Genomic DNA, 25086 nt, shown 5'->3' with positions numbered 1-25086 from the left:
ACGAACACCCTTCTAGCAAATCCCGGCCGTTTTTTCGATTTAATTATAAAAAAATATTACGTTTATATAAACTTAACAGATGCGTTCTTTTTCGATCCTAACGAAGGAATTTTTCAATAGCAGATCGTAGTTTCTGATTGGCCAAAGAGAGCTGATTGCGAACGGTCTTGTCCGAGATGAGTAACTTTTGCGCAATCTCTGTCGTACTGTATCCCTCCTTGGTATTGAGCTGTATCACACGACGCATCTGATCGGGTAACCGATTGACCTGCAGTTCCAAAAAATCGTCAAGCTCCCGTTTGACGGTGACCTCCAGAGCCTTGTTGTCTTGCTGGCCATACCAGGCGAGTACGTCTTGTTCGAGAGCCAGATGGAGTTTGTTCTTGCGGAAATGGTCGGTAATCCGATTGCGGAGAGCCGTGTAAAGGTAGCCTTTGATCGTGTCTAAGCGATTTTCTAAGTCTTGGGATTTTAGTAATTTGAGAAATACATCGTGAATTAGATCCTCAGCAAGAGCATGATCCTTTACTTTTTTCAATGCAAAGTAGTAGAGCTCTTTCCAGTACAACTTGTATATATGGTTGAAGCAGTCAATTTTAGGATCGGAGTGATGCATTTTTTCTGTTATTGATTTCTAGAAACTCTTGTTACCCCCTTCGGAGCACCAGCGTTAAAAGACATGACAAATCTAGGTATGTAGTGTTAACTGAATATTAATATAGAGAGAATATTTAGCGGTCACAATCCTTGGAAATGATGAAGCAAACCGGTTTCATTGCGGTAGCTGATAGGAAGATGTTTAACTTTGGCACACACGTGATTTTTTTTGTTGAACTAAATCGAATTTTTATTTTTGCCATATGTTATACACTAAAGACCATACAATTGCAAAACCTTGGGCTATTTAACTCCATGGAGTTGTAGCATATCCGCCTTTTTAAAAACTTTTCATCAATCTTTCTGGGAAAGTATTCAGCTAATGAATAGCATTGAATTTTTCTCAAAAAGCTATTTTACGAACGATTAATTTATTAAGATGACTACCAAAGACATTCAAAATCTTACTCAAGCCCATGGGCTTACGATAACTGACGATATAAAATTCAATGATATGGGTATAGATTTTAGAGTCGGTATCGTATCAGATATCGACGGACAGCAATGGGTACTTCGAATTCCCAGACGGAATAATATGGCAGATCAAATCAAAGGAGAAAGAGAAATATTGAATTTGGTCAAGAAGCACCTTTCGGTTGAGGTTCCAGACTGGAGAATTGCAAACCATGATTTAGTAGCCTATCCGCTACTTAAGGATAAGCCGGCGTTGACCTATGACGGCGTCACCTATGAAGTTACCTGGAATATGGATAAGGATAGTCCTAATTATGTTCCTTCCTTGGCAAAAGTACTTGTGGAGCTTCATCATATTCCAGCGTCTGAGGTCAGCGTAAAGAATCTAAAGATAAAGACCACTACAGATTTGAAAAAGGAAATAGAAAATCAGCTAAGATTGGTTAAATCGGAAATTGGTATTTCGGAAGAATTGGAAGCTAGATATAAAACTTGGTTGAATAATGATTCCCTTTGGCCTAAGTTCACAAAGTTTATCCATGCTGATCTTTATGCTGGTCATATTTTGACCGATAACAACAATGAAGTTTCAGGAATTATCGATTGGACCACTGCGCACGTCGGCGATCCCGCAATGGATTTTGCTGGCCATCTCAATGTATTTGGAGAAGAAAGCCTGAAACAATTGATTGAAGAATATGAGAAGCAAGGCGGACAGATTTGGGATAGAATTTTCGAACAAACCGTAGAAAGAGCCGCTGCCGCTGCCTTAGCCTATGGATTTTTCGCGGTGGAAACCAAGAGTGATCTTCATATCCAAGGTGCTAAAAAAATGTTAGGAGTTGGGTAAAAATTAGAAGCTACGATGGTAACGTAACTATGAACGAAACAGAAATATTTTATCCGACAAGCCAAGCGGAGTGGCGACAATGGTTGGAAACAAATCATTTATCGAAACAATCTGTGTGGCTTGTTTTTTATGCTAAGTCGTCAGGCAAACCGTCTATTAGCTGGAGCGAGGCCGTTGATGTGGCGCTTTGTTTTGGTTGGATTGACAGCAAGAAAATTAAAATAGACAATGAGACAGCACACCAGTTTTTCAGTAAACGAAAACCACAAAGTACCTGGAGTAAAATCAACAAAGAAAAAGTAGGGAAACTCATTGAGGAGGGGTTAATGACACAAAGGGGGTTTGATGTTATTGAAGCCGCCAAACAAAACGGTTGGTGGACAATTTTGGACGAAGTAGAAGAATTGATAATCCCGAACGATTTAGAGAAAGCGTTCAAAAAATACAAAGGTTCAAAAGACTATTTTTTGAGTTTGAGCAAAACGGTCCGGAAAATGATGCTGACCTCGCTCGTTCTTGCAAAAAAAACCGAAACTCGGCAAAAACGCATAGACGAAATTGCCGAACTCGCCGGGCAGAAAAAGAAACCAAAACAATTTTGAAGAGTTTCGAAAGCTAAAAAGGTAAAGAATAAACATCATTTAAGATGGCATGCCCACCGTTATGCCGGAGTCTGGGCTTTGTCGTATATAAGACCTTCCGATTTCAGCTCTTTCCAGAAATCAACCGGAATTTCCGATCTCCAGGATTTCACATTGCTTTTAACTTGATCGGTTGAACTCGCACCGGGAATAATAGCCACAAATTCCTCGCATGCCAGTACAAAATGTATGGCTGCGGTAATCATGTCGGTATCATATTTCTTAGTGATTTCCTCGATTTTATCCCGTTTTTCGGTCATTCCTTTCGGGATGACGTCCTTGTAATTGTAGCGGTCTCTACCAGCAACAAATCCGGAATTATAACCCGCTCCGGAAACCAGTTTTACACCTGCTTTTTTAACCGCGGGAAGGAGACGGTCCACCGCGTCTTCATGTTCTAATATGGAGTATTGTGTAGCCGACAGACAGATGTCAGGATCGGCAGATTCTATACAATCTAGGATCGGTTCGATCTTATTCACACCCATTCCCCAAGCTTTAATCACCCCTTCATCACGGAGTTCTGATAACACTTTAAAAGCGCCTCCTTTGGCTTGTTTCATATAATAATCATAGCGATCGCCCACCTGATCCTCCGATAAATCGTGAATGTAAACAATGTCAATATAATCGAGTCGAGTGCGTTCTAGACTGTCTTCAATAGACTTTTTTACCGCGTCGGCTGTGTACATATGTTTGAAATCGAAATGCAGCGGGTTTTTCCACATCGTTGGTGGCACATCCGATTCGGGAACCTCTGTAAACAAACGGCCGACTTTGGTAGAGAAAACAAAATCTTCGCGGTTTTTGTCCTTCAGAAATTCACCAAACCTTCTTTCACTTTTCGTGAGTCCATACCATGGCGAAGTATCGTAATGGCGGATACCCAGACCCCAAGCTTCCTGCAAAATTTTCTGTGACTGATCGTCGGTAATATCTTCGAATGCCGTCCCGATCGGTACTCCACCGAGACCTAGTTCGTGTTCCTTTTTTAAAACTATACCGCTCATTTTTTATATTTTTTTAATTTACTGTTGATCCGCATTTTTGTTTATCAGAATAACAATAAACATTTGGAACTGTTTAAAAATTCGATAAAAGTCCAGTAAAGTAACCTTGAATTAGGACAGTGGTATGTTAGGGGTGGGATAATGACGGACGATACCTTCTGTTATCAGCTCCATATTAAATGACGCATCCAGGGTCTTCTGTTGACCCGTTTCCAGCTTAGAAAACCGGTCCACATCATTATCAAACCGTTCCTCAATTTCTTTTATCCTAGATTTCAAACCAGTGATCTATAAAACGCCATTTCATTATTTCCCGTTTGTTGTTTCTGATAAATTACACTATCATAAAAAAAGTTTATAAACAAACTATATTAAGTATAATTAGTATATTTGTGAACCAAGTGATTATATATGAATTATAATTTGATTAAAGATGTACTTGATTTGGTCGCGGAATTTGAAAACAAAAACGCCGGTTCGAATAAGTCGGCAGTTACCATCGATGATTTCAAAAAGTGGATTATTATAAATTATAATGCGGAGAACTTGACTGCCGAGCCCAATTGGGAGGGCAAAGAGAGTGGTCGAAGCCCCGAAAGTGTCATAAATACGCTAATTGTGCATATGAATCGCTACGCCAAAAGCTATTCAAAGTCGGCAATTTTCCGCTCCGATTTTTCTTCGCAGGAAGATTTTATTTACCTCATCAATCTAAAAGCCTTTGGCGAGATGACCAAAATGGACTTGATAAAAAAGAACGTCCACGAAAAACCTGTCGGAATGCAGATTATCAATCGCTTAATTTCAAAAGGATGGGTAAACCAAGCAGCTTCGGAAATCGACAAAAGAAGTAAAGTTTTGAAAATTACTGACAAAGGTATCCAGGTTTTAGATAAGCAGATGGGTAAAATCAGAAAAGCAACTAAAATTGTTACAGGAGATTTAACCAAAAATGAAAAAATGGAACTGATCCGCTTGCTCGATAAGCTCAATAACTTTCATAAGCCGATTTATGACAAAAACATACAACCCGAATTTTTGTTGGAAAAAGCTTTAAATAATACAAACTTATGAAAAAGAAAATAGCTGTTATCGGTTCGGGTTTTTCGGGTTTATCGGCTGCTGCATATCTGGCCAAAGCAGGAAACGATGTGCACGTTTTTGAAAAACACGACCAGCCAGGCGGCCGAGCAAGGCAATTTACTACCGAACAAGGTTACGTGTTTGATATGGGGCCAAGCTGGTATTGGATGCCTGATATTATGGAGAGTTTCTTTGCGGATTTCGGTTGCAAAACGGCTGATTTCTTTGAGTTGGTATCTTTAAATCCACAGTTTGAGATGATTTTTTCTGATGAGAAAATTGATGTGCCTGAAAGTTTAGCAGAATTAAAAACCGTCTTTGAAAAAATCGAAAAAGGTGCAGCATCGCAATTGGAAAAATTTATGCAATCGGCAAAATTTAAGTATGAAATCGGCATGAAGGATTTTGTGAATAAGCCTTGCCATAACTGGGCGGAATTTATTTCTCTCAAAATAGCGAAAAGTGCCTTAAAGTTAGATTTGCTGACCAGTTTCAAAACGTATGTTGCCCGATATTTTAAAAGTGAAAAGTTAAGAACGCTGATGGAATTTCCCGTGATTTTCTTGGGGGCCTCTCCCAAAAATATTCCGGCATTGTACAGCCTCATGAACTACGGAGGGTATGCTTTGGGAACGCATTATCCATTGGGCGGTTTCTATCAATTGGTGCTGGCTATGAAAAGCGTAGCCGAAAAGCAAGGTGCAAATTTTCATTTTAATAAAACCGTCGAACGTATTAATACACAAAACGACAAGGTGAAATATTTGATTATCAATGGCGAAAACTATGAATTTGATGCCGTGATTGCTTCTTCGGATTATCAGCATACCGAGACACTTTTAGATGCAGCGTATAGAAATTATAAGGACGACTATTGGAAGAAAAAAACATTTGCACCATCGAGCCTGATTTTCTATTTGGGTATCAATGAAATCATTCCCAACCTGAAACACCATACACTTTTCTTTGAGAATGAATTGGACGGACATATTGACTGTATCTATAAAGAAAAAAAGTGGCCCGAAAAACCTTTGTTTTACGTTTGTTGTTCTTCAAAAACTGATGGTAGTGTTGCTCCTAAAGGAAAAGAAAATTTGTTTTTGCTGATGCCTTTGGCTATCGGAGTAAACGATGAGGAATGTATTAGAGAAAAGTACTTAACAGAAATGCTTTCAAGAATCGAAAAGTACACAGGCATAAGCGATTTACAGTCTAAGATTGAATATAAAAGAAGTTATTGCGTCAGCGATTTTATGACTGATTACAATGCTTATGGAGGCAATGCTTACGGATTGGCAAATACGCTTGGTCAAACAGCGGTTTTGAAACCTAAAATCAGCAATAAAAAACTGAAAAACTTATTTTACACAGGTCAGCTGACGGTTCCGGGACCTGGCGTTCCTCCGTCAATCATATCGGGAAAAATTGTCGCCAACGAAATTATCAAAATAAAAAACTGAGTAATATGAAACAGCTATTTGACGAACTTTCCTACTCGGTAAGTAAGATGACCACCCAAAAATACAGCACAAGTTTTTCTTTGGGTATTTTGGCTCTAAATCCCGCTATTCGTACGGCTATCTATGCAATTTACGGATATGTGCGACTGGCAGACGAAATCGTGGACAGCTTTCACGATTATGATAAAAGCAAACTGCTGAATCGTTTGAAAATTGAAACTGAAAACGCTTTATCAGAAAAAATTTCTCTAAATCCTATTTTACAGTCCTTTCAGGAAACGGTGCATAAATACGCTATTCACAAAAGTCTGATTGACCAGTTTTTGCACAGTATGGAAATGGATTTACAACCGGTAGATTACAATTGTGAATTGTACAAAGAATATATTTTCGGTTCGGCAGAAGTCGTTGGCTTAATGTGTTTACAGGTTTTTACCAATGGAAATAAAGAGAAATACGATGAACTGAAACCTTATGCAATGAAGCTGGGTTCGGCTTTTCAGAAAATCAATTTTTTGAGAGATTTGAAAGATGATTATCGGATTTTGGGACGCACTTATTTTCCAAATATAGATATGAATGTATTTGACAATGCTGTGAAATGCGAAATTGAAACAGAAATTGAAAAAGAATTTAAAGAAGCTCTAGTCGGTATAAAAAAGCTCCCAAGTTCTTCAACCTTTGGGGTGTATCTGGCTTATAAATATTATTGGGCTTTATTTCAAAAAATAAAACGAAAATCATCAATGGAGATACTGAATAGTAGGGTACGTATTCCCAATTCCGAAAAAGCATATGTAGCGTTCAAAAGTTATGTGAGGTATAAAACAGCTTTTTTATAATGAAAATTTTTACGCTGATTATACCCGCTTTATTTTTTCTGACAAGTTTTCAAGTTAGCATTTTAGATAAAGTAAGAGCAAATTACGATACGTTTTTATCGGATAAAGCATTGTGCCAAAAAACGATATCCGAACTAGAAAAAGCAAAAGACAATTCGGTAACGCATTTAGGATATTTGGGCGGCTTGCAAACCATTAGGGCAAACCACGTTTTTAGTCCGATTAGCAAACTGAATACATTCAATAAAGGAAAGAACAACATAGAACAAGCTATTAAAAAAGATCCTAATAATGCTGAGCTGAGGTTTATTCGGCTTTCGGTGCAGAAAAACGCGCCCTTTTTTTTAGGCTATAAATCAAATATAAAGGAGGATACTGAATTGATTAAGAAAAATCGCAGTCAAATTAAATCAGATATTCTGAAAAACAATATCGAAGCGCTTTTAAGAGACTAAAAAATGAAATATCAATTTATACAGAGAACAACAATTTTAAAAATAATTTCGGTATGAACGTATTAATCATATTGCTCACATTTATATCGATGGAAGGAGCAACTTGGATTATCCACAAATATGTGATGCATGGCTTTCTGTGGTTTCTGCACAAAGATCACCACGACCACAGCAATGAGGGTATTTTTGAAAAGAACGATTATTTCTTTGTGATATTTGCCGTGCCAACGATTGCCTTGATGTATTTCGGTTCATTAAAGGAGTTTAATTATTTATTCTTTATCGGCTTGGGCATTATGCTGTATGGAATGGCCTATTTTTTTGTACACGATATTTTTATTCATCAACGACTTAGGTATTTCACAAACAGCAAAAACCCTTATTTCTTGGCACTGCGAAGGGCCCATAAGCAACATCACAAGCATACGGGCAAAGAAGATGGCGAATGTTTCGGATTTCTGTATGTGCCTTTCAAATATTTCAGAATGTTTTTTAAACCTATTAAAAAATGAATGCATACACTTACGTATCGATATTATTCTTCACGGTCATCATTTGTTTCGTCGCATCTTTTGACAAGCGTATACGGTTTAACCGCTATTTTACAGCATTTCTGAAATCGGCTATTTTGGTGGCCATTCCGTTCGTTGCTTGGGATATCTGGTTTACGGCAAGGGGAGTCTGGTGGTTTAATACCGATTATACGCTTGGAATAGTCATCGCCGGATTACCACTAGAAGAATGGCTGTTTTTCATCTGCATTCCCTTTTCCTGCGTGTTTACTTATTTCTGTTTTGAAAAATTTTTCAAGTTGGATTGGCTTTCGGGGATGAATAACTTGATTGTCTTTGTGAGCGTAATTGTGTGTTCGGTGATGGCTCTACTTCATCACGATAAAATATATACACTGGTAACAGCAATAGCCACGATATTCACCTTAATCTATCTGCATTTTATTGTCCGTGCACACTGGATTGGCAAGGCATCACTTGTTTTTACGGTGTTGATGCTAGGTTTCTTCCCGGTAAACGGAGTATTGACAGGGACCGGATTGGAAACGCCTATCGTGAATTACAACCCGAATTGTTTTCTTGGCATACGAATGCTCACGATACCCGTAGAAGATGCTGTATATGGCTATACACAATTTCTTTTAGTACTGTATTTTTTTAAACGATTTAATAAACATTCTTTCGATGAAAATAAAGAACGCAAAGGCAGCCAAGGAACCTGATGTGGACAAATATTGAAAAGACAATCCAATTTGAATGAAAAGTAAAGTTTCCATTTTTTGGTTTCGCAGAGATTTGCGTTTAGAAGACAATGCAGGTTTATCTCATGCTTTAGCTTCGGAATGTCCTGTTTTGCCAATTTTTATTTTCGATACGAATATTTTGAAAAACGTTGAGGATAAGAAAGACCGAAGAGTGGATTACATTCATCAGGCACTCTCAAAAATAAATACAGAACTAAGATCGTCAAATACAAGGCTGAATACATTCTACGGGAATCCGACAGATATTTTCAATATGCTTTCTGAAAAATATGCTGTTCAATCCATTTTTTGTAATCGGGATTACGAACCCCAAGCCATTAAAAGAGATACTGAAATTTATCATTTTTTCAAAGAACAGAACATTCCTTTCAGCGCATTCAAAGACCAAGCAGTTTTTGATAAAAATGACTTGCTGAAAAATGACGGAACGCCTTATACGGTTTATACGCCGTATTCCAAAAAATGGAAAGAACGATTAACAGAAGACCATTGTAAGCCATATCAGATGGATTTTACAAATTTTCTGAAGCAGGATTTTAAAGAGATTCATTCGTTAAAAGAAATTGGATTTGAAAAAACGGATATGAATTTTGAAACGCCCAAATTGGATGCTTCGATAATCGATGAATACGGCAAATATCGTGATTATCCCGCATTGCGAGGAACTACCCAGCTAGGTATTGCTTTGCGTTTTGGCACAGTTAGCATTCGTAAATGTGTTGCTTTTGCTTTGGAGCATAATCAAATTTGGTTGAGCGAGCTAATATGGCGTGAGTTTTTTATGCAGATATTGTATCATTTCCCCAAAGTGGTCAATCAAGCCTTCAAAGCTAAATATGACGCAATCCAGTGGCGAAATGATGAGGAGGAATTTGAACAATGGTGTGCGGGAAAAACGGGCTATCCGATCGTCGATGCAGGAATGCGGCAACTGAACGAGACAGGCTATATGCACAATCGTGTTCGGATGATTACAGCGAGCTTTTTGTGCAAACATTTATTGATAGACTGGCGATGGGGGGAGGCTTATTTTGCTCAAAAACTCAATGATTACGATTTGTCAGCCAATAACGGAAACTGGCAATGGGCGGCAGGCTCGGGTTGCGACGCCGCCCCGTATTTCCGGGTTTTTAATCCGACTACACAAACCGAAAAATTTGATAAAGATTTAACATACATCAAAAATTGGATTCCTGAATTTGGTGCAGAAAACTATCCCAAACCTATTGTTGAACATACGTTCGCACGGGAAAGAGCTTTGAAAGTATATAAAGATGCAGTAAAAGAAAATACGTAAATATGGAAAGAAATAAAGTCGTCCTTGTAGATATAGAAGATAATGCCATCGGAGAGATGGAAAAGCTGCTTGCTCATCAGCGAGGAGAGCTCCATAGGGCATTTTCGGTGTTTATTTTTAATGATGAGGGAGCGTTGCTATTGCAAAAAAGAGCTGCCAACAAATATCATGGTGGTGGTTTGTGGACTAATACCTGTTGTTCACATCCGCAATGGAGCGAAGATATAACGATGAGTGCCATGGATCGGTTGTATTATGAAATGGGCATAAAATGTGACTTGAAACTCATTTATTCCTTTATATACAATGAACCAGTTGAAAACAATTTAATCGAGCACGAGCTGGATTATGTTTTTATAGGGCAAACGAACCAAAATCCGGTTTTAAATAAAGATGAAGCATCGGATTATAAATGGATGAATACCGTTGAAATTCTATCGGATATAAATGAGAATCCATCGCATTATACCGTGTGGTTTAAGCAGGCTTTTCCGGAATTACTTTCAAAAATTGAACTCTGAAAAAGATTCTTATAGCTGGGATCAACGAACGTGCGTATGCGAAATTTTAGAGTTTTTTATATCCAAGCGCCGTTATATTGCTGTATCTTTGCGGCTGTTTTTAATAGACGCATATCGTGATAGACGTAAATAATATCTCCGTATCCTTTGGCGGAACAACCCTTTTCAGTGATGTATCGTTTTCCATCAATGAAAATGACAAGATAGCCCTGATGGGAAAGAATGGTGCAGGAAAATCCACCTTACTAAAGATCATTGCCGGCGTAGGAAAACCCACTACTGGCCATATCAGCGGACCGAAGGAAGCGGTGATCGCTTACCTTCCTCAACACCTGTTGACGGAGGATAATATGACGGTTTTTGAGGAAACCTCTAAAGCTTTTGATGAAGTTTACCGGATGCGTGACGAACTTGAAGCGCTCAACGAACAACTGACTATCCGTACCGATTATGACTCGGACGAGTACATGAAGTTAATCGAGCAGGTTTCCGAGCTAAGCGAAAAGTTCTATTCCATCGAAGAGACCAACTATGATGCAGAAGTTGAAAAAGTATTAAAAGGCTTGGGTTTTGAGCGGCGAGATTTTAGCCGTCAGACAGCTGAGTTTTCAGGTGGTTGGCGTATGCGTATAGAACTCGCCAAAATTCTGTTGAAAAAGCCCGATTTAATACTTCTTGATGAGCCTACCAACCACATGGATATAGAAAGTATTGAGTGGCTAGAGGATTTTCTAGTCAATTCGGCCAAAGCTGTTATTGTTATCTCCCATGACCGTGCATTTGTTGATAACATCACGAATCGTACGATCGAGGTAACGATGGGCCGTATCTACGACTATAAAGCAACATACTCTCACTACTTACAGTTGCGTCAAGAACGACGCCAGCACCAGCTGAAGGCTTACGAAGAACAACAACGTTTTATTGCCGATACGCAAGAATTTATAGATCGTTTTAAAGGTACTTATTCCAAAACATTGCAGGTGCAGTCCCGTGTTAAGATGTTGGAAAAACTGGATATCATCGAAGTGGACGAGGTAGATACCTCCGCGCTACGACTAAAATTCCCGCCATCACCCCGTTCGGGACAATATCCTGTCATCGTTGAAGAACTTACTAAAGCCTATGGAGAACATGTCGTGTTCGAAAAAGCCTCGATGGTTATCGAACGTGGAGAGAAAGTAGCTTTCGTGGGTAGAAATGGAGAGGGTAAATCAACCATGATTAAAGCGATCATGGGTGAAATTGATTACGAAGGCGTTCTAAAAGTGGGGCATAATGCCCAAATCGGGTATTTTGCACAAAATCAGGCCTCGTTGCTGGATGAAGAGCTTACCGTGTTCGAAACTATCGACCAAATCGCTGTAGGGGACGTACGTGTCAAAATTAAAGATCTTCTGGGTGCATTCATGTTTAGCGGCGACGATACTACTAAAAAGGTGAAAGTACTTTCGGGAGGAGAAAAAACACGTCTGGCGATGATCAAGCTATTGTTAGAGCCTGTAAATGTGCTCATCCTTGATGAACCTACCAATCACTTGGACATGAAAACCAAAGATATCATCAAAGATGCCCTACAGGAATTTGATGGCACGCTGATTTTGGTGTCGCACGATAGAGACTTCCTCGATGGATTGGCAACGAAAGTTTTCGAGTTTGGCAACAAGCGCGTAAGAGAGCACTTCGAAGATATCAAGGGCTTCTTGGAATATAAGAAAATGAGTAACCTTAATGATATAGAAAGGGTGGGGTAGCCATGTTCCCCCGGCTGTTATGAGCTACAGGACAACATCGAGCAGCCAGCCTGTTGTGTGGCCCAATCCGGGCGCATCCCAAAGAATTCATCGTGGCTTTTTGAATACGGATCTTTAAGAGCCTGCTGTAATTTTAAAAAGAGGTGGTTTTCGCCTCTTTGTAATTCTTCTATGGCCATATGAAGCAGGTAATTCCTTAAAATAAACCTAGGATTGGCTTTTCGCATTCGCAGTAAGCTGTCCTCCCTTGTGCAGGTGTTCACTTTTAAGCGAGCTTGGTAGCTCGTCATGAGCGAGTAGAGTTTCGTGATGTCCGTTGGCTCAGGATCGCCGTAGAGACTGCTCTTAAAGAAGTTAAGCATGTCTTGCTGTGAGTTCAGTTCGCTGGGTAGGTCTATTAGCAGCTGATAAAACATTGTCATGTCCGGCTGGACAGTTGCAAGTACGTTCTCAAATTCGGCCAATAACCTTACATCATCCTCGTTGTTTATGCCGTCCATACCCAGCTTGTTTGCCATCATTGCGTAGTACTTACTCCAATAAAAGTCTTCATATCTTCTCAGTTGGCTTTCTAATTTGCTCGTGTCGGAAATCAGCGGTACTAAAGCATTCGCCAGGCGGCTTAGATTCCAGTAAGCTATATTCGCTTGCTTACCGAAAGCATATCGTTTGCCGGGTAAGTCGGTGGTATTCGGTGTAAAATCCGGGTCGTAGTTGTCCAGAAAAGAATATGGCCCATAGTCAATCGTCAGACCAAGAACAGACATATTGTCGGTGTTCATCACCCCATGTACAAAACCTACCCGCAGCCACTCAACGATCATCGTTGCTGTACGTTCCACGACTTCTCCAAACCAGCGGAATATCTTGTCATCCCCTTCAATATGCGGATAGAAGCGTTCAATCGTCCAGTTCACCAGTTGCGTGAGGTTATCGATCTCGTTCCTAGCCGCAAGCATCTCAAAGTTACCGAAACGTAAAAAGCTTGGTGCTGTACGCATCACAATGGCGCCAGGCTCATCCGCAGCGCGCCCATCGTAAAACATATCGCGCGTCACCATGTCGCCCGTGGTTACAAGCGCTAATGCCCGTGTAGTAGGAATACCCAGGTAATGCATCGCTTCACTCATCAGGTATTCGCGTACCGACGAGCGTAAAACTGCCCTGCCGTCAGCTCTCCGCGAATACGCGGTGGGGCCTGCACCCTTTAACTGCAGCTCCCAAATATTTCCATGCGTGTTCTCCCATTCGCCCAGCGTGATCGCCCGGCCATCACCAAGCTGGCCTGCCCAGTTGCCAAATTGGTGGCCCGCATAGCAGGCTGCGTAAGGATACATCGTCGGCGTGATCAGATTGCCACCTAGAATTTGTATGTCGTCTGGATTAGGTTTCGCGATGTCTAAGCTATCTGCCAGCTCGTCGGACCAGGCCACAAGTTCGGGTTTTCGTACAGCGGTAGGCACTGCCTTGCTGTATAAAACTCCTGGCGTTTGACGAGGGTGCAGATCACCACTATCATCCCCTGAGAAAGTATCCACAAAAGTCCTTTTGAATCGCTTAGCGCTTAAATTTTCCATATTTTACTGCGTTAACTAATCACACCCAAAGGTACGCCATTTATTGACACGGCGCTCCCAGCAATTGCACTTATAAAGTCAAGAAATAAATCCGTGATGAAATCATTACGATGTGCCACGGGGAAAACCTTATTTGTTGTCACGTTTAAAGAATTTCATTTGTCGTATATTGTAACCATTTGCCAACGTAGCTAAAAATGCTTGCAGCTTTTAAACATAGTGAAAACAAATAATTATAGAAAATGGTAACAAAAAATGAAATTTTAAGCCTTGAGAATAAGCTTTATGAGGCAATGAAAAATAGAAATACAGAAGTTCTCGACAACCTATTGCATGCTGATTTACTTTTTGTAATTCCCAACGGTCAGGTTATAACTAAAGAAATGGATTTGCAAACCTATCGCGAGGGCAATCTAAAATTAAACGAAATCATTCCCAGCGTAGAAGAACTGAACATCATAGATGACTTGGCTATCATAACTTTGCAGATGGAGTTAAAAGGAAGTTACAATAATGAATTTTTTGAAGCTAACTATAGATATATCCGTTTCTGGAAAAAGTTTCCCGAAGGTATAAAAGTAGTTGGTGGAAGCGGAATTGCTATTTAACCAAGAATTCAAAACTAATGCAGGAACATTATAATAAACTCCTGACCTATGCCTACAACATCGTTGGTTCTTACGAAGATGCCCGGGATGTAGTACAGGATGTGCTGGAAAAATACATTACATTGGATAAATCAAACATCCGTCACGAATCAAACTTCTTAATTAAAAGTACGGTTAATCATGCTATCAATTTTAAAACCCGGCAAAGTAAAAAGGAAGTTTTTGGTGAGTGGCTGCCCGAACCTGTTTCGTTTGAAAATGCCGATACAAAACTTATTAGAGACGAAACTGCAAGCTATACTATGCTCGTTCTATTTGAGCATCTGTCTCCAAAAGAAAGAGCTGTTTTTATACTGAAGGAAGCGTTTAATTATTCGCATGCAGAAATAGCCGAACTGCTTGAGATAAACACGGAAAATTCCCGACAGCTATTAAGTAGGGCAAACAAACAGTTAAAGGGAGGCAAATTCTCACCACATAATCCGTATTCCGGGATTCATATCGAAATATTAGAGAAATATCAAGTAGCATTGGCCGAAGCTAATATTCAAGAATTAGAGCATTTACTAGTTAGCGACATAAAGCTGAATGCAGATGGCGGAACTAAAGTTCAGGTAATTAAAGGAACAGAAATGGGAAAAACTGCTACGGCAACATTATTGGTTTATGTACAGCAACAATTTTTACTCGACAAAGAATTTACTTTTCAATTCTTTAATCATCAACCCGCAATCTGCTTCTGGGACAATGACAAATTACATAATTGTCAGATTCTTCAATTGAATAATAGTGGTCTGATCCAGGAAATTTATTCTATTGTTGACCCGGAGAAACTAAAAAATCTTATCAGGCTGTCACATCTTTAACGCCCGATGTGTCTTCTCTATAAAAAGAAAAAATAGATGAAGACACTATTGAGAATTGATAGCAGCTTGCGTTTGAAAAACTCTTATAGCCGAAGAGCAGGAGATCGTTTTGTGCAGGAATGGAAACTACTGAATCCAGATGGTAAAATCAAAAGCCGGGAGGTAGGTACGGACTTTATCCCGCACCTTGACCAGGCATTATTTGAAGAATTTCATACTGTTCAAAACCCGTCGGAGAAATTAAAACTGTCTGATGAATTAATTGCAGAGCTATTTGAATGTGATGAAATCCTTATTACGGTTCCTATGTACAACTTTGGGATGCCTTCATCACTGAAAGCGTATTTCGACCTTGTGGTGCGAACAGGTAAAACCTTTCGATACGAAGATAAATCCATCGGGTTACTGAAAAATAAAAAGACATACATTCTATCATCAATGGGCGATGTCAAGACGGACACCTTGAGTCTTGTGGAAATGCATCTGAAACAGATTTTAAACTATATAGGGATCAGGGATATTTTTTATTATTCGCTAGATGGCACCGCTGATGAAAGCTATGTGAGACAACAACTTAACAATCAAACTACATCATTTAATAACATGTTTAAATAAATACTATGCAACAGGTAAAAACAGCCATAGCGGCATTTGTGAAAGCCGGTGATAACCGTGACACAGCAGTTTTGGAACAAATTTTACATTCCGATTTTCAGAATATCCAAGACGGATTTTTTGATGAGGAAGGGATTTTTGTATTCTCGAAAGCAGACTATATCGAACTCATCCGTAGAGAGAAGTTTGGAGGAAGTCCGAGAAGCATAGACTTCCACTCTATCCAACAAACCGGCAATATCGCGGCTGTACAGGTAAAATTAGAAAGCCAATACTTAATTTTTTATTCATTGATAGTTTGTGTGCATGATAATGGACACTGGAAAATAATAAACAACACACCTACGATAAAAGCCGTGTAGCCATCTTAGCAACGAAATCAGACGGAATACCGAACTTTCACCATCATTGCTTTAATTTGTCGCATTTTTACAAAGTGCGAGTACTTGTTTAAGCGTAAATTTGCTACATATTAAAATTCAACACAAATGCGAAAACTATCACTTTTCATAGCCATGAGTTTAGATGGCTATATAGCCAAGCCAAATGACGATTTAAGCTTTTTGAAACTTGTAGAAAAAGAAGGAGAAGATTATGGTTATACGGAATTTACGTCTCAGATTGATACCATAATTATCGGAAGAAGAACCTATGATTATGTCGTAAAGGAAATTGGAGCATCTCACTACGACAATGGACAAAGAGATATTTACGTCATAACAAGAACTGAAAGACCACAAGTAGGTAGAACGGTTTTCTATACAAGAAGCCTAACCGAACTGGTTGATCGTTTAAAATCTGAAACGGGTAAGCATATCTATTGCGATGGTGGTGCAGAAGTAATCCATGAGCTATTAAAGGACGATTTAATAGACGAGTTCATAATTTCGGTTATCCCCGTTTTGTTAGGTAGTGGAACAAGACTCTTTAAAGACGGAAGACCTGAGCAAATACTGGAATTCATTAAAGCAAAAACATTTGAAACGGGATTGATGCAGCTACATTACAAACGAAAAAAGTAACATTCCATGGGTGATATGATCTTTTTTCAACCTTCTATCTATGTACTTTTCGTTAAATTTGAATTTTTTGGTGCTTAGTATAGGAATAGGCAAGAATTAAAAATAAAAAAAATGTTAGGACTTAGAACGACAATTTATAAAGTTGGAGACATCCAGAAAGCAACTGAATGGTATTCAAAGGCATTTGAGACAAACCCTTATTTCAACGAGCCCTATTATGTAGGTTTTAACATTAAAGGGTATGAATTAGGACTCCAACCAGAAGATAACCCAACTTTAGAGAAAAGTGAAAGTGTGGTTTCCTATTGGGGAGTAGAAAACATACAAGAAGCTTTTGAACGGTTGGTTGAACTAGGAGCGACTGAGCATGAAAAACCAACTAATGTGGGCGGAGAATTAATGACTGCAACCGTTAAAGACCCATTTGGGAATGTTATCGGTTTAATTTACAATCCCTACTTTCATTTAAACGACTGACAAATGTCAAAAGTCGATTTGAAGTTCGAACGTAGATACTTTGTATACGATAGTTTTTCTTTGTCTAACAAATTACATTATACCTTTGCTGATATACACAACCGACTTTTTGAAACATAAACCCGTCGGTTTATAAAAATGTTAGAAAATGGGTAGGAGATTTGTTTTTACACTGTATTGTATACTTGCTGTCGCTATTGTCTTTCAGTCCTGTAAGAAAGATGGTGATGACGATAACAAAGAAGTGGAAGAGCGCAAGATCGTAGACTGGGGAGATGTCTATTTTATCGGTTTTTCCTCGGAAAACAATACAGGAATACCTAGCTATTATAGAAATAATAAACCGTTTCCTCTGGAACTCGGCACAGGTGTGCAGGTTAATCCCGCGGACATTACAGTTGCATCAGGCAATGTATATGTTATCGGTACCGAAAATGGAGGTCAATCTGGTTCCGATCATGTAACAAAAGCGCTATTATGGAAGAACGGCAAAAGGTTGGAGCTGCGTACTCCCGAAACTAAATACGAAGAAGCAACCGCTGTATTCGTTAGTGGGGAAGATGTTTATGTGGCGGGTTCGTATGTCCCTGCAGACGGTGGTAAAAGGATAGGCGTTGTTTGGAAAAATGGCGACGCCTTTGTGGTCACCGATGGCAAAGAATCTACTACTTTTGCGGACCTTTTCGTGTCGGGAGATGATGTGTATACCGCCGGTCATGAAAATATACAAGGAGGGATTATATCCAAATATTGGAAAAACGGAGACGCGGTTATATTGTCCTCCGAGGACGTTACTACCTACGCCAAAAGTATAGCGGTTGATGGAGCGGATATTTATGTATTGGGGTATGTAGATAACTTATCGACAGCAGGTAGAAGCCTTACATTATGGAAAAATGGGAAAGCAAATAGGCTGATTAGTGGCCGGTCTGTGATTAGAGGAGGAAAAGTAGTCATTGAAAATGGAGATGTTTATGCCTGTGGCTATGAGCAGGTAGGAAGTAAATACGAGCCGAGGTTATTTAAAGACGGTGTGGAGCAACCTTTGGATGATTCCAATAATGGACATACGTATGCTTTCGATCTTGAGGTAAGTGGAGGTAATGCACTTGTATTGGGAAATATGGAGTCCGACGGAGGTCGGAAATCCATACTGTGGGTAAATGGGGAAACAGTTAATCTCCATGGATTGGAAGACGAGGTTGCCACAATAGCATTCGATATAGTACCATTTTAGGGATATCCACTATACTAACACGAGGTAGTCTCAAGAGGCCTATATCATAACGATGTTTATACCGGCGATGTATCGAACGTAGAAGAGGTCAAACGTGCAGTGAAAATCACGACGCGATTCTTTGTGCATTAGGGATGGAAGAGCTGGTAAAATACGGACGCTAGGGATATTAAATATCATCTAAGCCATGAACAGTGCTGCGATCAGGAAGCTGATATGTTTATCAACGCTTGGCGTAGGCGAAAGCTATGGGAATCTCATTTTTATCTGGAAGCATATCATGTTTGGTATGCTACTCAAAAGAGCGTTTAACGACCACAAATTGCAGGAAGAGTATATATGCAACAGTAACTTGGATTATACGATAGTAAGACCAAGCGCATTGACAGGTGGCGCCATAACCGACGGATATAAAATAGGTTTTGATGAAAAATATAAAAAACTTAACCTTAAAATATCGCGAGCTGATGTTGAAGACTTTATGCTCCGTCAGCTGCATAGTGACAACTATTTAAACAAAGCGGTGAGTATATCCAACTAATTCATTAATTAGTGACCGTTCGGCTAATCAGCGTAGCGTACAATAATCTTGGGCAGAAGAGGGTTTGTGTATTCATTACCGATTAAATATTATTTGATCACTGATAGATATGTCCAGCATATCAGCAAGAGCTGGAACGGAACCCGAAACCACAAGTAATCTACACCTGCACCGTCATATTCCCCTGTTTCATAGTTAAGATGTTCAACTGCAGCAAAGATATTGGCAGGAAGAACGGCTACAAAAAAGATAACCAGTAGTACGCCCGTTATATAGCGTAACGGTGGTATGAATATGCAAAAGGCCGCTATAATTTCGATAAACGCTGTAGCATAAATTATTTGCGTGCTAAACGGTATAAAATGGGGCAACATTTTTGACATGCCTTCCGTATACAAAAAATGCCCCAAAGCGGTGAACAGGAGCATAACCGACAGCGCAATTTTTCCAGATAATTTATAGTCGAGCTCTGATTTCCAAAGCTTGATCACGCAGACGGATATAAACCAGACGCCGATCAACACAAATAATGGTTTCATTTTTTTCTTGCAAATTTAACACTTGATCCAGACGCAATCGATGAACATATGTTAACTAAATAGTCTTTCTGATCCTGCTCAGGGATTGTGGTCGTATTCCGATATAAGATGCCAGATACTTTTGTGGAATATATTTGAGAAGGTGAGGCTGTTCTGATAGAAGGTCCATATATCTTTTCTTGGCTGTATCTTCTAGCAAGGAGCGTTCTCGTTTCATCTTTTTGACGTATAGATCTTCGGCTACTTTTCTTCCAATGCGGTCACCAATTGATGTGTTAGCATATACAAATTCCAGATCTTTGTAGGAAATCCGATGCAATACGCAATCGGTAATGCACTCGATGTTGTAATGTGAACCCGTCTGGGTGAGAAAGGAATCGTATGCGCTGAAAAACGTATTCTCAAAAGCAAAGGCAAACGTGAAATCGTAATCGACCTTCGGTATATTAAAACGAATGATACCCTTTTCCAGAAAGGATAGAAACCGTTCTTTCTTGCCTTGCTCAAGAATAACAGATTTTTTAGGAAAGGCGGCCCGTTCAAGTTTTGACGAAAAAATTTCCCAGTCGAGGTCATCTATTGTAACAAATTCACCAAAAAATTGTCTGATTTTTTCCATCGGGATAAATGCTTCTTTAGCAATTTCATAAACAAAATTTAACCGCCGCGCTTCACCTCTTTTCAAGAAGCTCTAACAATTACTTATGCGGGTAAATTTAAAAAAACAACGTAATAAAACCAGATTTCTGGTAATATGTTGCATATCTTTCAAAATCAGCAGCAACTTTTGTAAAACCACTCTTTGAGACGACCATACCTTTGCGGTACTCATCAACGATCCGAACGAGGTGTTCGAGGTAGCATGCGTTTTGCTCGTGACGCGGTAGGATAGGTTAGGGGTATCCCCTGTAAAAAAATACGAATGCGATTGATCGCTTTAGAATATTAGTTAATTTGATCCTGTTATATTGCCCTCGATCCCATTTTTTGCTATTCTAAAACCTAGATCATCAATTTTGAAGCTTTTCGGATGGCTTCTTCGCCTGGTTGTGGACATCACGCTTCTTGCGTGGTCACACCAACCACCGCCTCTGAAAATACGATAAGAACCATAAACTTCCGTATCATACAAATCTGAACACCATTCCCATACATTGCCCAACATATCGTAAAGGCCCCAAGCATTAGGTTCTTTACCTCCTACATCATGTGTCGTATGCTGTGCATTATCTTTATACCAAGCCACTGCGTCTAATTCGCCATATCTAATACCGGTAGTTCCAGCTTTACAGGCATACTCCCATTCCGCCTCAGTGGGTAAGCGGAATCCGTTAGCTGTTGAGTCAAAACGAATGTGGTCACAATCTTCGCTAAACGAATAACAGCGATCGAAACCCAGTTTTTGAGACAATGTGTTACAAAAAACAGCCGTATCTTTCCAACTTACATTTTCCACAGGCCGACGTGCTCCTTTAAATGTGCTGGGATTCTCGCCCATAACCTGAAAATACAAATCTTGTGTAACCGTAAATTTTGAGATTAAAAATGAATGCAGATGAACCGTCCACAGCTGTTTCGTTCTGTCATCCCTCAAATCTATCTTACCTTTAGAAATTTCTATCATTTGTTCATCGATAGCCTTCTTGAGTAGTGTTACGTCCATTTATGCTAAAGTTATAATTTAATTTCGGTTTTATCTTAATATATACTTCACCAAATCGCTGTTGCCATATTTTTCCGAGTCTTCATTCGTTACTTTTTCTTACCTTGTCCTTCATGATGAATAACCCGGAAAGTGTATCTTACTACCCTTTGGGCGATGCGGCAGTCGTTGCCGTATTTAGCGAAACTATTTCGGAACAGGTCAATCATAGGATCCGAATCGTCGGCGCAGCGTTGGACAAACTGGAAAATCCCGCTATTTTGGAGTACGTGCCTGCCTTTACAACCATTACGGTGTATTATAATCCGATATCCATAGATTTTGCGGAAGTTGTCGAACAAATGCAGCGCATTGTAGCCGCCTTACCTGCAGAAATACATTTCAGTTTCGCCGATAAAGTTATCCCCGTCTGGTACGAGGGTCCAGATATCGACGAAGTCGCGGACTATACAGGACTGAGTAAGCAGGAAGTCGTCCGGCTCCATAGTGAAAACGAATATATCGTGTATATGATTGGATTTGCGCCGGGTTTCGCATACCTTGGCGGTATGGACAGTCGCCTATCCACCCCCCGCAAACCAACGCCACGCCTCAAAATCGAACCCGGATCAGTAGGGATTGCCGGTGCGCAGACCGGAATCTATCCGATCGAAACCCCAGGCGGCTGGCAAATTATTGGAAAAACACCGGTACGTTTATTTGACACCAGCAAAGAGATTCCGTCATTTCTCGCCGCGGGAGACCGCCTGCGATTTGATCCGATTAGCGAAGCAGAATACCTGCGTATGAAAGGAGCTGATTATGGGGATTAGTGTCATCAAGCCCGGAATGTTGACGACCGTACAAGATCTAGGGCGCTTTGGATTCCAAAAATATGGTATGATAACGAGTGGTGCGATGGATAAGCTGGCATTTCGACTGGGTAATCTCCTTTTGGGCAATCAAGAGAACACTCCTGCATTAGAGTGCACATCAATTGGACCTAGTTTGCTTTTTCAGGAACAGCAGCTTATCTGTGTCACCGGGGCAGATCTCTCCCCAGCAATCGATCAGCAACCTATTCCTATGTGGAAGCCTGTCGTCGTGCCAGCAGGTGCACAGCTCACCTTTGGTAAGCCCAAAAAAGGTTGGCGATCATACCTCTGTTTTTACGGTGGACTCGATGTGCCAAAAGTACTTGGGAGCGCTTCTACCTATCTTCGTGGCGCTATAGGTGGGTGGCAAGGGCGTGCTTTGCAAAAAGGCGATCAACTATCTTTTTGTACAGCCTGGTCGCAGGAAAGTTCATCATTCAAGTGGCGTATGGCATCTTCCTATTATCCAGATCTTGACAACAACGTGATTCGTGTTATAACCGGGCCGCACCACCCGCTATTCGATAGCGATAGCCAGCAACGATTCACTGCCGAAGTGTTTACGATCGGCAGCAATTCCGATCGAATGGGCTACCGCCTAGAATCAGCAAACTTGTACCTGCGTGAGAAAAAAGAACTTCTCTCTTCGGCCACCACCTTTGGGACGATACAGGTGCCACCTGACGGGCAACCCATTGTCTTGATGGCTGATCATCCCACGACGGGCGGTTATCCCATTATAGCGCAGGTAGCGACTGTCGATCTACCGCAGATGGCACAGTTGCCACCCGGTGCAAAAATTCAGTTTGCATTAATCACGGTCAAGAAGGCACAATCCCTATGGAGAGACCAGGAAGATGAACTCCATAAATTGAAATTATCTTTAGCATTAAAATATGGCGAGTAGTAAAATGATTGATCTTAATTGTGACCTTGGCGAGAGCTTTGGGCCATGGAGCATGGGCAATGATGAAGCGATATTACCTTTTGTAACTTCGGCAAATATAGCGTGCGGTTTTCATGCAGGTGATCCATCTACCATGATGAAAACTGTTGCACTGGTCGCCAGCCACGATGTACATATTGGTGCGCATCCTGGATTTAAGGATATGGAAGGTTTCGGTCGTCGTCAAATGGCTCTGACGCCTGTGGAAGTATACGACCTGATGCTCTACCAGATCGGTGCGCTTTATGCCTGTACTAAAGCACAGGGCGTATCGTTACACCATGTCAAGCCACATGGCGCACTGTACAATATGGCGGCACAAGATAACAACCTAGCCAAGGCGATTGCCGATGCGGTCTATGCATTTGATCCGAACTTGGTTCTGTACGGCCTATCCGGAAGTGCACTTATTACGGAAGGCGAACAGCGTGGGCTAACCGTGTATAGCGAGGTATTCGCGGATCGTATCTATCAAGCAGATGGTATGCTGACACCCCGAACGATGGCCAATGCCGTCATAACGGATCACGACCAAGCATTTGCACAGGCCTTATTGATGGCTACAGAAGGAAAAGTGATCACTGCGGACGGCGTCAACATCCCCATTAAAGCAGATACGATTTGTATGCATGGTGACAATGAATCCGCTATTGCGATAGCCAGGAAAGTGCATCACACCTTAAAATTATCGCGTACACCATAGCATGAATACAAAGAGAAATACCACCTCTGCATTGATCGCGGCAGCGATGCTAATGGCGATATCAGCCGTCGGACCAGGTTTTTTGACGCAGACTACCGTCTTTACCAAATCATTGGGGGCCAGCTTTGGATTCGTTATCCTCCTATCTATCTTTATTGATATTGGCGTTCAACTCAATATCTGGAGGGTACTAACGGTATCCGGACAGCGCGCACAAGATGTAGCCAATCGTGTTCTTCCTGGCTTGGGTACGATTTTGTCATGTCTCATTGTTATTGGAGGTTTAGCATTTAGCATTGGCAATGTCGCTGGAGCGGGGCTTGGTTTAGAGGCATTGATTGGCCTCGATGTTACCACAGGTTCGGTGCTTGCAGCCGGTATTGCCGTTGCCGTTTTTGCCAATCGTCAAGCAGGGCAAGTCATGGATCGTTTCACGCAATTGATGGGATTTGTCATGATCCTCGCCATTATCTACATTGCCTTTGTCAGTAAGCCACCTATGGCTGAAGCTGCTCTCCGCACGATAGTACCATCTGCGATCGATTTTATGGCTATTGTGACCTTAGTAGGTGGTACTGTGGGAGGTTATATCACCTTTGCAGGCGGTCACAGGCTTATCGACGCTGGTGTGGTGGGGAAGGAGTCCTTACCCGAGGTGAATAAAAGTGCCGTCATGGGGATATCGGTTGCATCGACGATACGAATATTTCTTTTCTTGGCCTCACTGGGCATTATCAGCCAAGGTATGGCTATTGACGATAGTAATCCCACGGGATCCGTATTCCAATTAGCTGCCGGTGCGTTTGGTTACCGCTTGTTTGGCTTGGTCATGTTTGCGGCAGCCGTTACCTCGGTGATCGGTTCTGCCTATACGTCTGTGTCCTTTGTCAAATCGTTCAGCCCATTCATTCAACGGAACGAGAATTGGATCATTATTACTTTTATTATCATCTCCACATGTGTTTTCGTGGTGGTCGGCAAGCCTGTCAATCTATTGATCATGGCAGGTGCGGTAAATGGCATCATTTTACCGATATCACTGGGTGTTATGTTGATCGCTGCGTACAAGAAAGATATTGTCGGATCCTACAAGCAGCCCCTCTTATTAACTTGCATTGGTATTGTTATCGTTGTTGCCATGACGTGGATGAGCGTACGAATCCTACTGGGGGGATGAT

The 25086-nt window shown here is 40.7% G+C and carries 30 protein-coding genes; 23 read left to right on the top strand and 7 right to left on the bottom strand.

All coding sequences use genetic code 11. The annotated features are described in order from the left end of the window. Positions 1-97 precede the first annotated feature (97 nt). Positions 98-616, bottom strand: a complete 519-nt coding sequence (locus G5B43_RS16620; protein WP_165295929.1) for an RNA polymerase sigma factor — start codon at positions 614-616, stop codon at positions 98-100. Between the two features lie 420 nt (positions 617-1036). On the opposite strand from G5B43_RS16620, the gene mph reads away from it, so the two are divergent. Both mph and G5B43_RS16610 read left to right on the top strand, forming a co-directional pair. Continuing rightward, positions 1037-1921 carry an Mph(E)/Mph(G) family macrolide 2'-phosphotransferase gene (mph, locus tag G5B43_RS16615; RefSeq protein WP_165295928.1) on the top strand — a complete coding sequence of 295 codons (885 nt, stop codon included), beginning with the start codon at positions 1037-1039 and terminating at the stop codon, positions 1919-1921. A gap of 29 nt (positions 1922-1950) precedes the next feature. After that, the gene (locus G5B43_RS16610) at positions 1951-2523 is read left to right on the top strand and encodes a YdeI/OmpD-associated family protein (RefSeq protein ID WP_165295927.1); all 573 of its coding nucleotides are present in this window, start codon (positions 1951-1953) and stop codon (positions 2521-2523) included. Between the two features lie 59 nt (positions 2524-2582). Here the strand turns inward: G5B43_RS16610 and G5B43_RS16605 are convergent, their stop codons facing one another. Together G5B43_RS16605 and G5B43_RS16600 are read right to left on the bottom strand one after the other, a co-directional pair. Beyond that, a complete protein-coding gene (locus G5B43_RS16605) occupies positions 2583-3572 on the bottom strand; it encodes an aldo/keto reductase (RefSeq protein ID WP_165295926.1) in 990 nt (329 codons plus the stop codon). A gap of 111 nt (positions 3573-3683) precedes the next feature. Continuing rightward, on the bottom strand, positions 3684-3851 hold the full coding sequence (locus tag G5B43_RS16600) for a hypothetical protein (RefSeq protein ID WP_240904898.1): 168 nt from the start codon (positions 3849-3851) through the stop codon (positions 3684-3686). A 132-nt stretch (positions 3852-3983) separates the two neighbouring features. Here G5B43_RS16600 and G5B43_RS16595 point away from each other — a divergent pair, with 132 nt between their 5' ends. The 9 genes from G5B43_RS16595 (at position 3984) to G5B43_RS16555 (ending at position 12260) form a co-directional block, all read left to right on the top strand. Beyond that, positions 3984-4646, top strand: coding sequence for a MarR family winged helix-turn-helix transcriptional regulator (locus tag G5B43_RS16595; RefSeq protein ID WP_165295925.1), 663 nt, complete (start codon positions 3984-3986; stop codon positions 4644-4646). Further along, positions 4643-6115, top strand: coding sequence for a phytoene desaturase family protein (locus G5B43_RS16590; RefSeq protein WP_165295924.1), 1473 nt, complete (start codon positions 4643-4645; stop codon positions 6113-6115). Before G5B43_RS16595 ends, G5B43_RS16590 begins: the two co-directional genes overlap by 4 nt. Positions 6116-6120: 5 nt before the next feature. Then, positions 6121-6957, top strand: coding sequence for a phytoene/squalene synthase family protein (locus G5B43_RS16585; RefSeq protein ID WP_165295923.1), 837 nt, complete (start codon positions 6121-6123; stop codon positions 6955-6957). Further along, a complete protein-coding gene (locus G5B43_RS16580; RefSeq protein WP_165295922.1) occupies positions 6957-7412 on the top strand; it encodes a hypothetical protein in 456 nt (151 codons plus the stop codon). Before G5B43_RS16585 ends, G5B43_RS16580 begins: the two co-directional genes overlap by 1 nt. A gap of 53 nt (positions 7413-7465) precedes the next feature. Then, on the top strand, positions 7466-7924 hold the full coding sequence (locus G5B43_RS16575) for a sterol desaturase family protein (RefSeq protein ID WP_165295921.1): 459 nt from the start codon (positions 7466-7468) through the stop codon (positions 7922-7924). Further along, the gene (locus G5B43_RS16570; RefSeq protein WP_165295920.1) at positions 7921-8646 is read left to right on the top strand and encodes a lycopene cyclase domain-containing protein; all 726 of its coding nucleotides are present in this window, start codon (positions 7921-7923) and stop codon (positions 8644-8646) included. Before G5B43_RS16575 ends, G5B43_RS16570 begins: the two co-directional genes overlap by 4 nt. Positions 8647-8680: 34 nt before the next feature. After that, complete coding sequence (locus tag G5B43_RS16565) at positions 8681-9985, top strand: cryptochrome/photolyase family protein (RefSeq protein WP_165295919.1); 1305 nt, start codon at positions 8681-8683, stop codon at positions 9983-9985. 2 nt (positions 9986-9987) lie between these two features. Further along, the gene (gene idi, locus G5B43_RS16560; protein ID WP_165295918.1) at positions 9988-10506 is read left to right on the top strand and encodes an isopentenyl-diphosphate Delta-isomerase; all 519 of its coding nucleotides are present in this window, start codon (positions 9988-9990) and stop codon (positions 10504-10506) included. A gap of 116 nt (positions 10507-10622) precedes the next feature. After that, a complete protein-coding gene (locus G5B43_RS16555; RefSeq protein WP_165295917.1) occupies positions 10623-12260 on the top strand; it encodes an ABC-F family ATP-binding cassette domain-containing protein in 1638 nt (545 codons plus the stop codon). Positions 12261-12277: 17 nt separating this feature from the next. Here the strand turns inward: G5B43_RS16555 and G5B43_RS16550 are convergent, their stop codons facing one another. Then, on the bottom strand, positions 12278-13837 hold the full coding sequence (locus G5B43_RS16550; RefSeq protein ID WP_165295916.1) for a protein adenylyltransferase SelO: 1560 nt from the start codon (positions 13835-13837) through the stop codon (positions 12278-12280). A 242-nt stretch (positions 13838-14079) separates the two neighbouring features. Here G5B43_RS16550 and G5B43_RS16545 point away from each other — a divergent pair, with 242 nt between their 5' ends. The 8 genes from G5B43_RS16545 to G5B43_RS16510 all read left to right on the top strand — a co-directional run bounded on the left by G5B43_RS16545 (position 14080) and on the right by G5B43_RS16510 (position 19203). Further along, entirely contained in the window at positions 14080-14445 is a 366-nt protein-coding gene (locus G5B43_RS16545; RefSeq protein ID WP_165295915.1) for a nuclear transport factor 2 family protein, read from the top strand. 17 nt (positions 14446-14462) lie between these two features. After that, a complete protein-coding gene (locus G5B43_RS16540; protein WP_165295914.1) occupies positions 14463-15311 on the top strand; it encodes a sigma-70 family RNA polymerase sigma factor in 849 nt (282 codons plus the stop codon). Positions 15312-15347: 36 nt separating this feature from the next. Beyond that, complete coding sequence (locus G5B43_RS16535) at positions 15348-15926, top strand: FMN-dependent NADH-azoreductase (RefSeq protein ID WP_165295913.1); 579 nt, start codon at positions 15348-15350, stop codon at positions 15924-15926. A gap of 5 nt (positions 15927-15931) precedes the next feature. Further along, positions 15932-16288 (top strand): nuclear transport factor 2 family protein, encoded by a 357-nt coding sequence (locus G5B43_RS16530; protein ID WP_165295912.1) that lies wholly within the window; start codon positions 15932-15934, stop codon positions 16286-16288. A 126-nt stretch (positions 16289-16414) separates the two neighbouring features. Continuing rightward, positions 16415-16948: a dihydrofolate reductase family protein gene (locus G5B43_RS16525; RefSeq protein WP_165295911.1), complete on the top strand. Its 534-nt coding sequence runs from the start codon at positions 16415-16417 to the stop codon at positions 16946-16948. 111 nt (positions 16949-17059) lie between these two features. After that, positions 17060-17425 (top strand): VOC family protein, encoded by a 366-nt coding sequence (locus G5B43_RS16520; protein ID WP_165295910.1) that lies wholly within the window; start codon positions 17060-17062, stop codon positions 17423-17425. A 148-nt stretch (positions 17426-17573) separates the two neighbouring features. After that, positions 17574-18662 carry a hypothetical protein gene (locus G5B43_RS16515; RefSeq protein WP_165295909.1) on the top strand — a complete coding sequence of 363 codons (1089 nt, stop codon included), beginning with the start codon at positions 17574-17576 and terminating at the stop codon, positions 18660-18662. Between the two features lie 187 nt (positions 18663-18849). After that, entirely contained in the window at positions 18850-19203 is a 354-nt protein-coding gene (locus G5B43_RS16510; protein WP_165295908.1) for an NAD(P)-dependent oxidoreductase, read from the top strand. Between the two features lie 89 nt (positions 19204-19292). Here G5B43_RS16510 and G5B43_RS16505 read toward each other — a convergent pair whose 3' ends face one another. The 3 genes from G5B43_RS16505 to G5B43_RS16495 form a co-directional block, all read right to left on the bottom strand. Next, entirely contained in the window at positions 19293-19742 is a 450-nt protein-coding gene (locus G5B43_RS16505; protein WP_165295907.1) for a hypothetical protein, read from the bottom strand. 55 nt (positions 19743-19797) lie between these two features. After that, positions 19798-20361 carry a Crp/Fnr family transcriptional regulator gene (locus G5B43_RS16500; protein WP_165295906.1) on the bottom strand — a complete coding sequence of 188 codons (564 nt, stop codon included), beginning with the start codon at positions 20359-20361 and terminating at the stop codon, positions 19798-19800. A gap of 330 nt (positions 20362-20691) precedes the next feature. Beyond that, entirely contained in the window at positions 20692-21405 is a 714-nt protein-coding gene (locus G5B43_RS16495; protein WP_165295905.1) for a formylglycine-generating enzyme family protein, read from the bottom strand. 113 nt (positions 21406-21518) lie between these two features. On the opposite strand from G5B43_RS16495, the gene pxpB reads away from it, so the two are divergent. Genes pxpB through G5B43_RS16475 form a run of 4 tightly spaced genes read left to right on the top strand, consistent with a single transcriptional unit; the run spans position 21519 to position 25085 of the window. Continuing rightward, positions 21519-22217, top strand: coding sequence for a 5-oxoprolinase subunit PxpB (gene pxpB / locus G5B43_RS16490; protein ID WP_206367401.1), 699 nt, complete (start codon positions 21519-21521; stop codon positions 22215-22217). Then, entirely contained in the window at positions 22207-23166 is a 960-nt protein-coding gene (locus G5B43_RS16485) for a biotin-dependent carboxyltransferase family protein (protein ID WP_165295904.1), read from the top strand. The genes pxpB and G5B43_RS16485 overlap by 11 nt, the downstream gene beginning before the upstream one ends. Next, the gene (locus G5B43_RS16480; RefSeq protein ID WP_165295903.1) at positions 23156-23908 is read left to right on the top strand and encodes a 5-oxoprolinase subunit PxpA; all 753 of its coding nucleotides are present in this window, start codon (positions 23156-23158) and stop codon (positions 23906-23908) included. Before G5B43_RS16485 ends, G5B43_RS16480 begins: the two co-directional genes overlap by 11 nt. Before the next feature lies 1 nt (position 23909). Beyond that, a complete protein-coding gene (locus G5B43_RS16475; protein WP_165295902.1) occupies positions 23910-25085 on the top strand; it encodes an NRAMP family divalent metal transporter in 1176 nt (391 codons plus the stop codon). Position 25086 lies beyond the last annotated feature (1 nt).

This window comes from Sphingobacterium sp. SGR-19, assembly GCF_011043555.1.
Classification (GTDB): Bacteria; Bacteroidota; Bacteroidia; order Sphingobacteriales; family Sphingobacteriaceae; genus Sphingobacterium.
The sequence above is the reverse complement of the archived record's forward strand: the minus strand, read 5'-3'. Positions and strand labels throughout refer to the sequence as shown.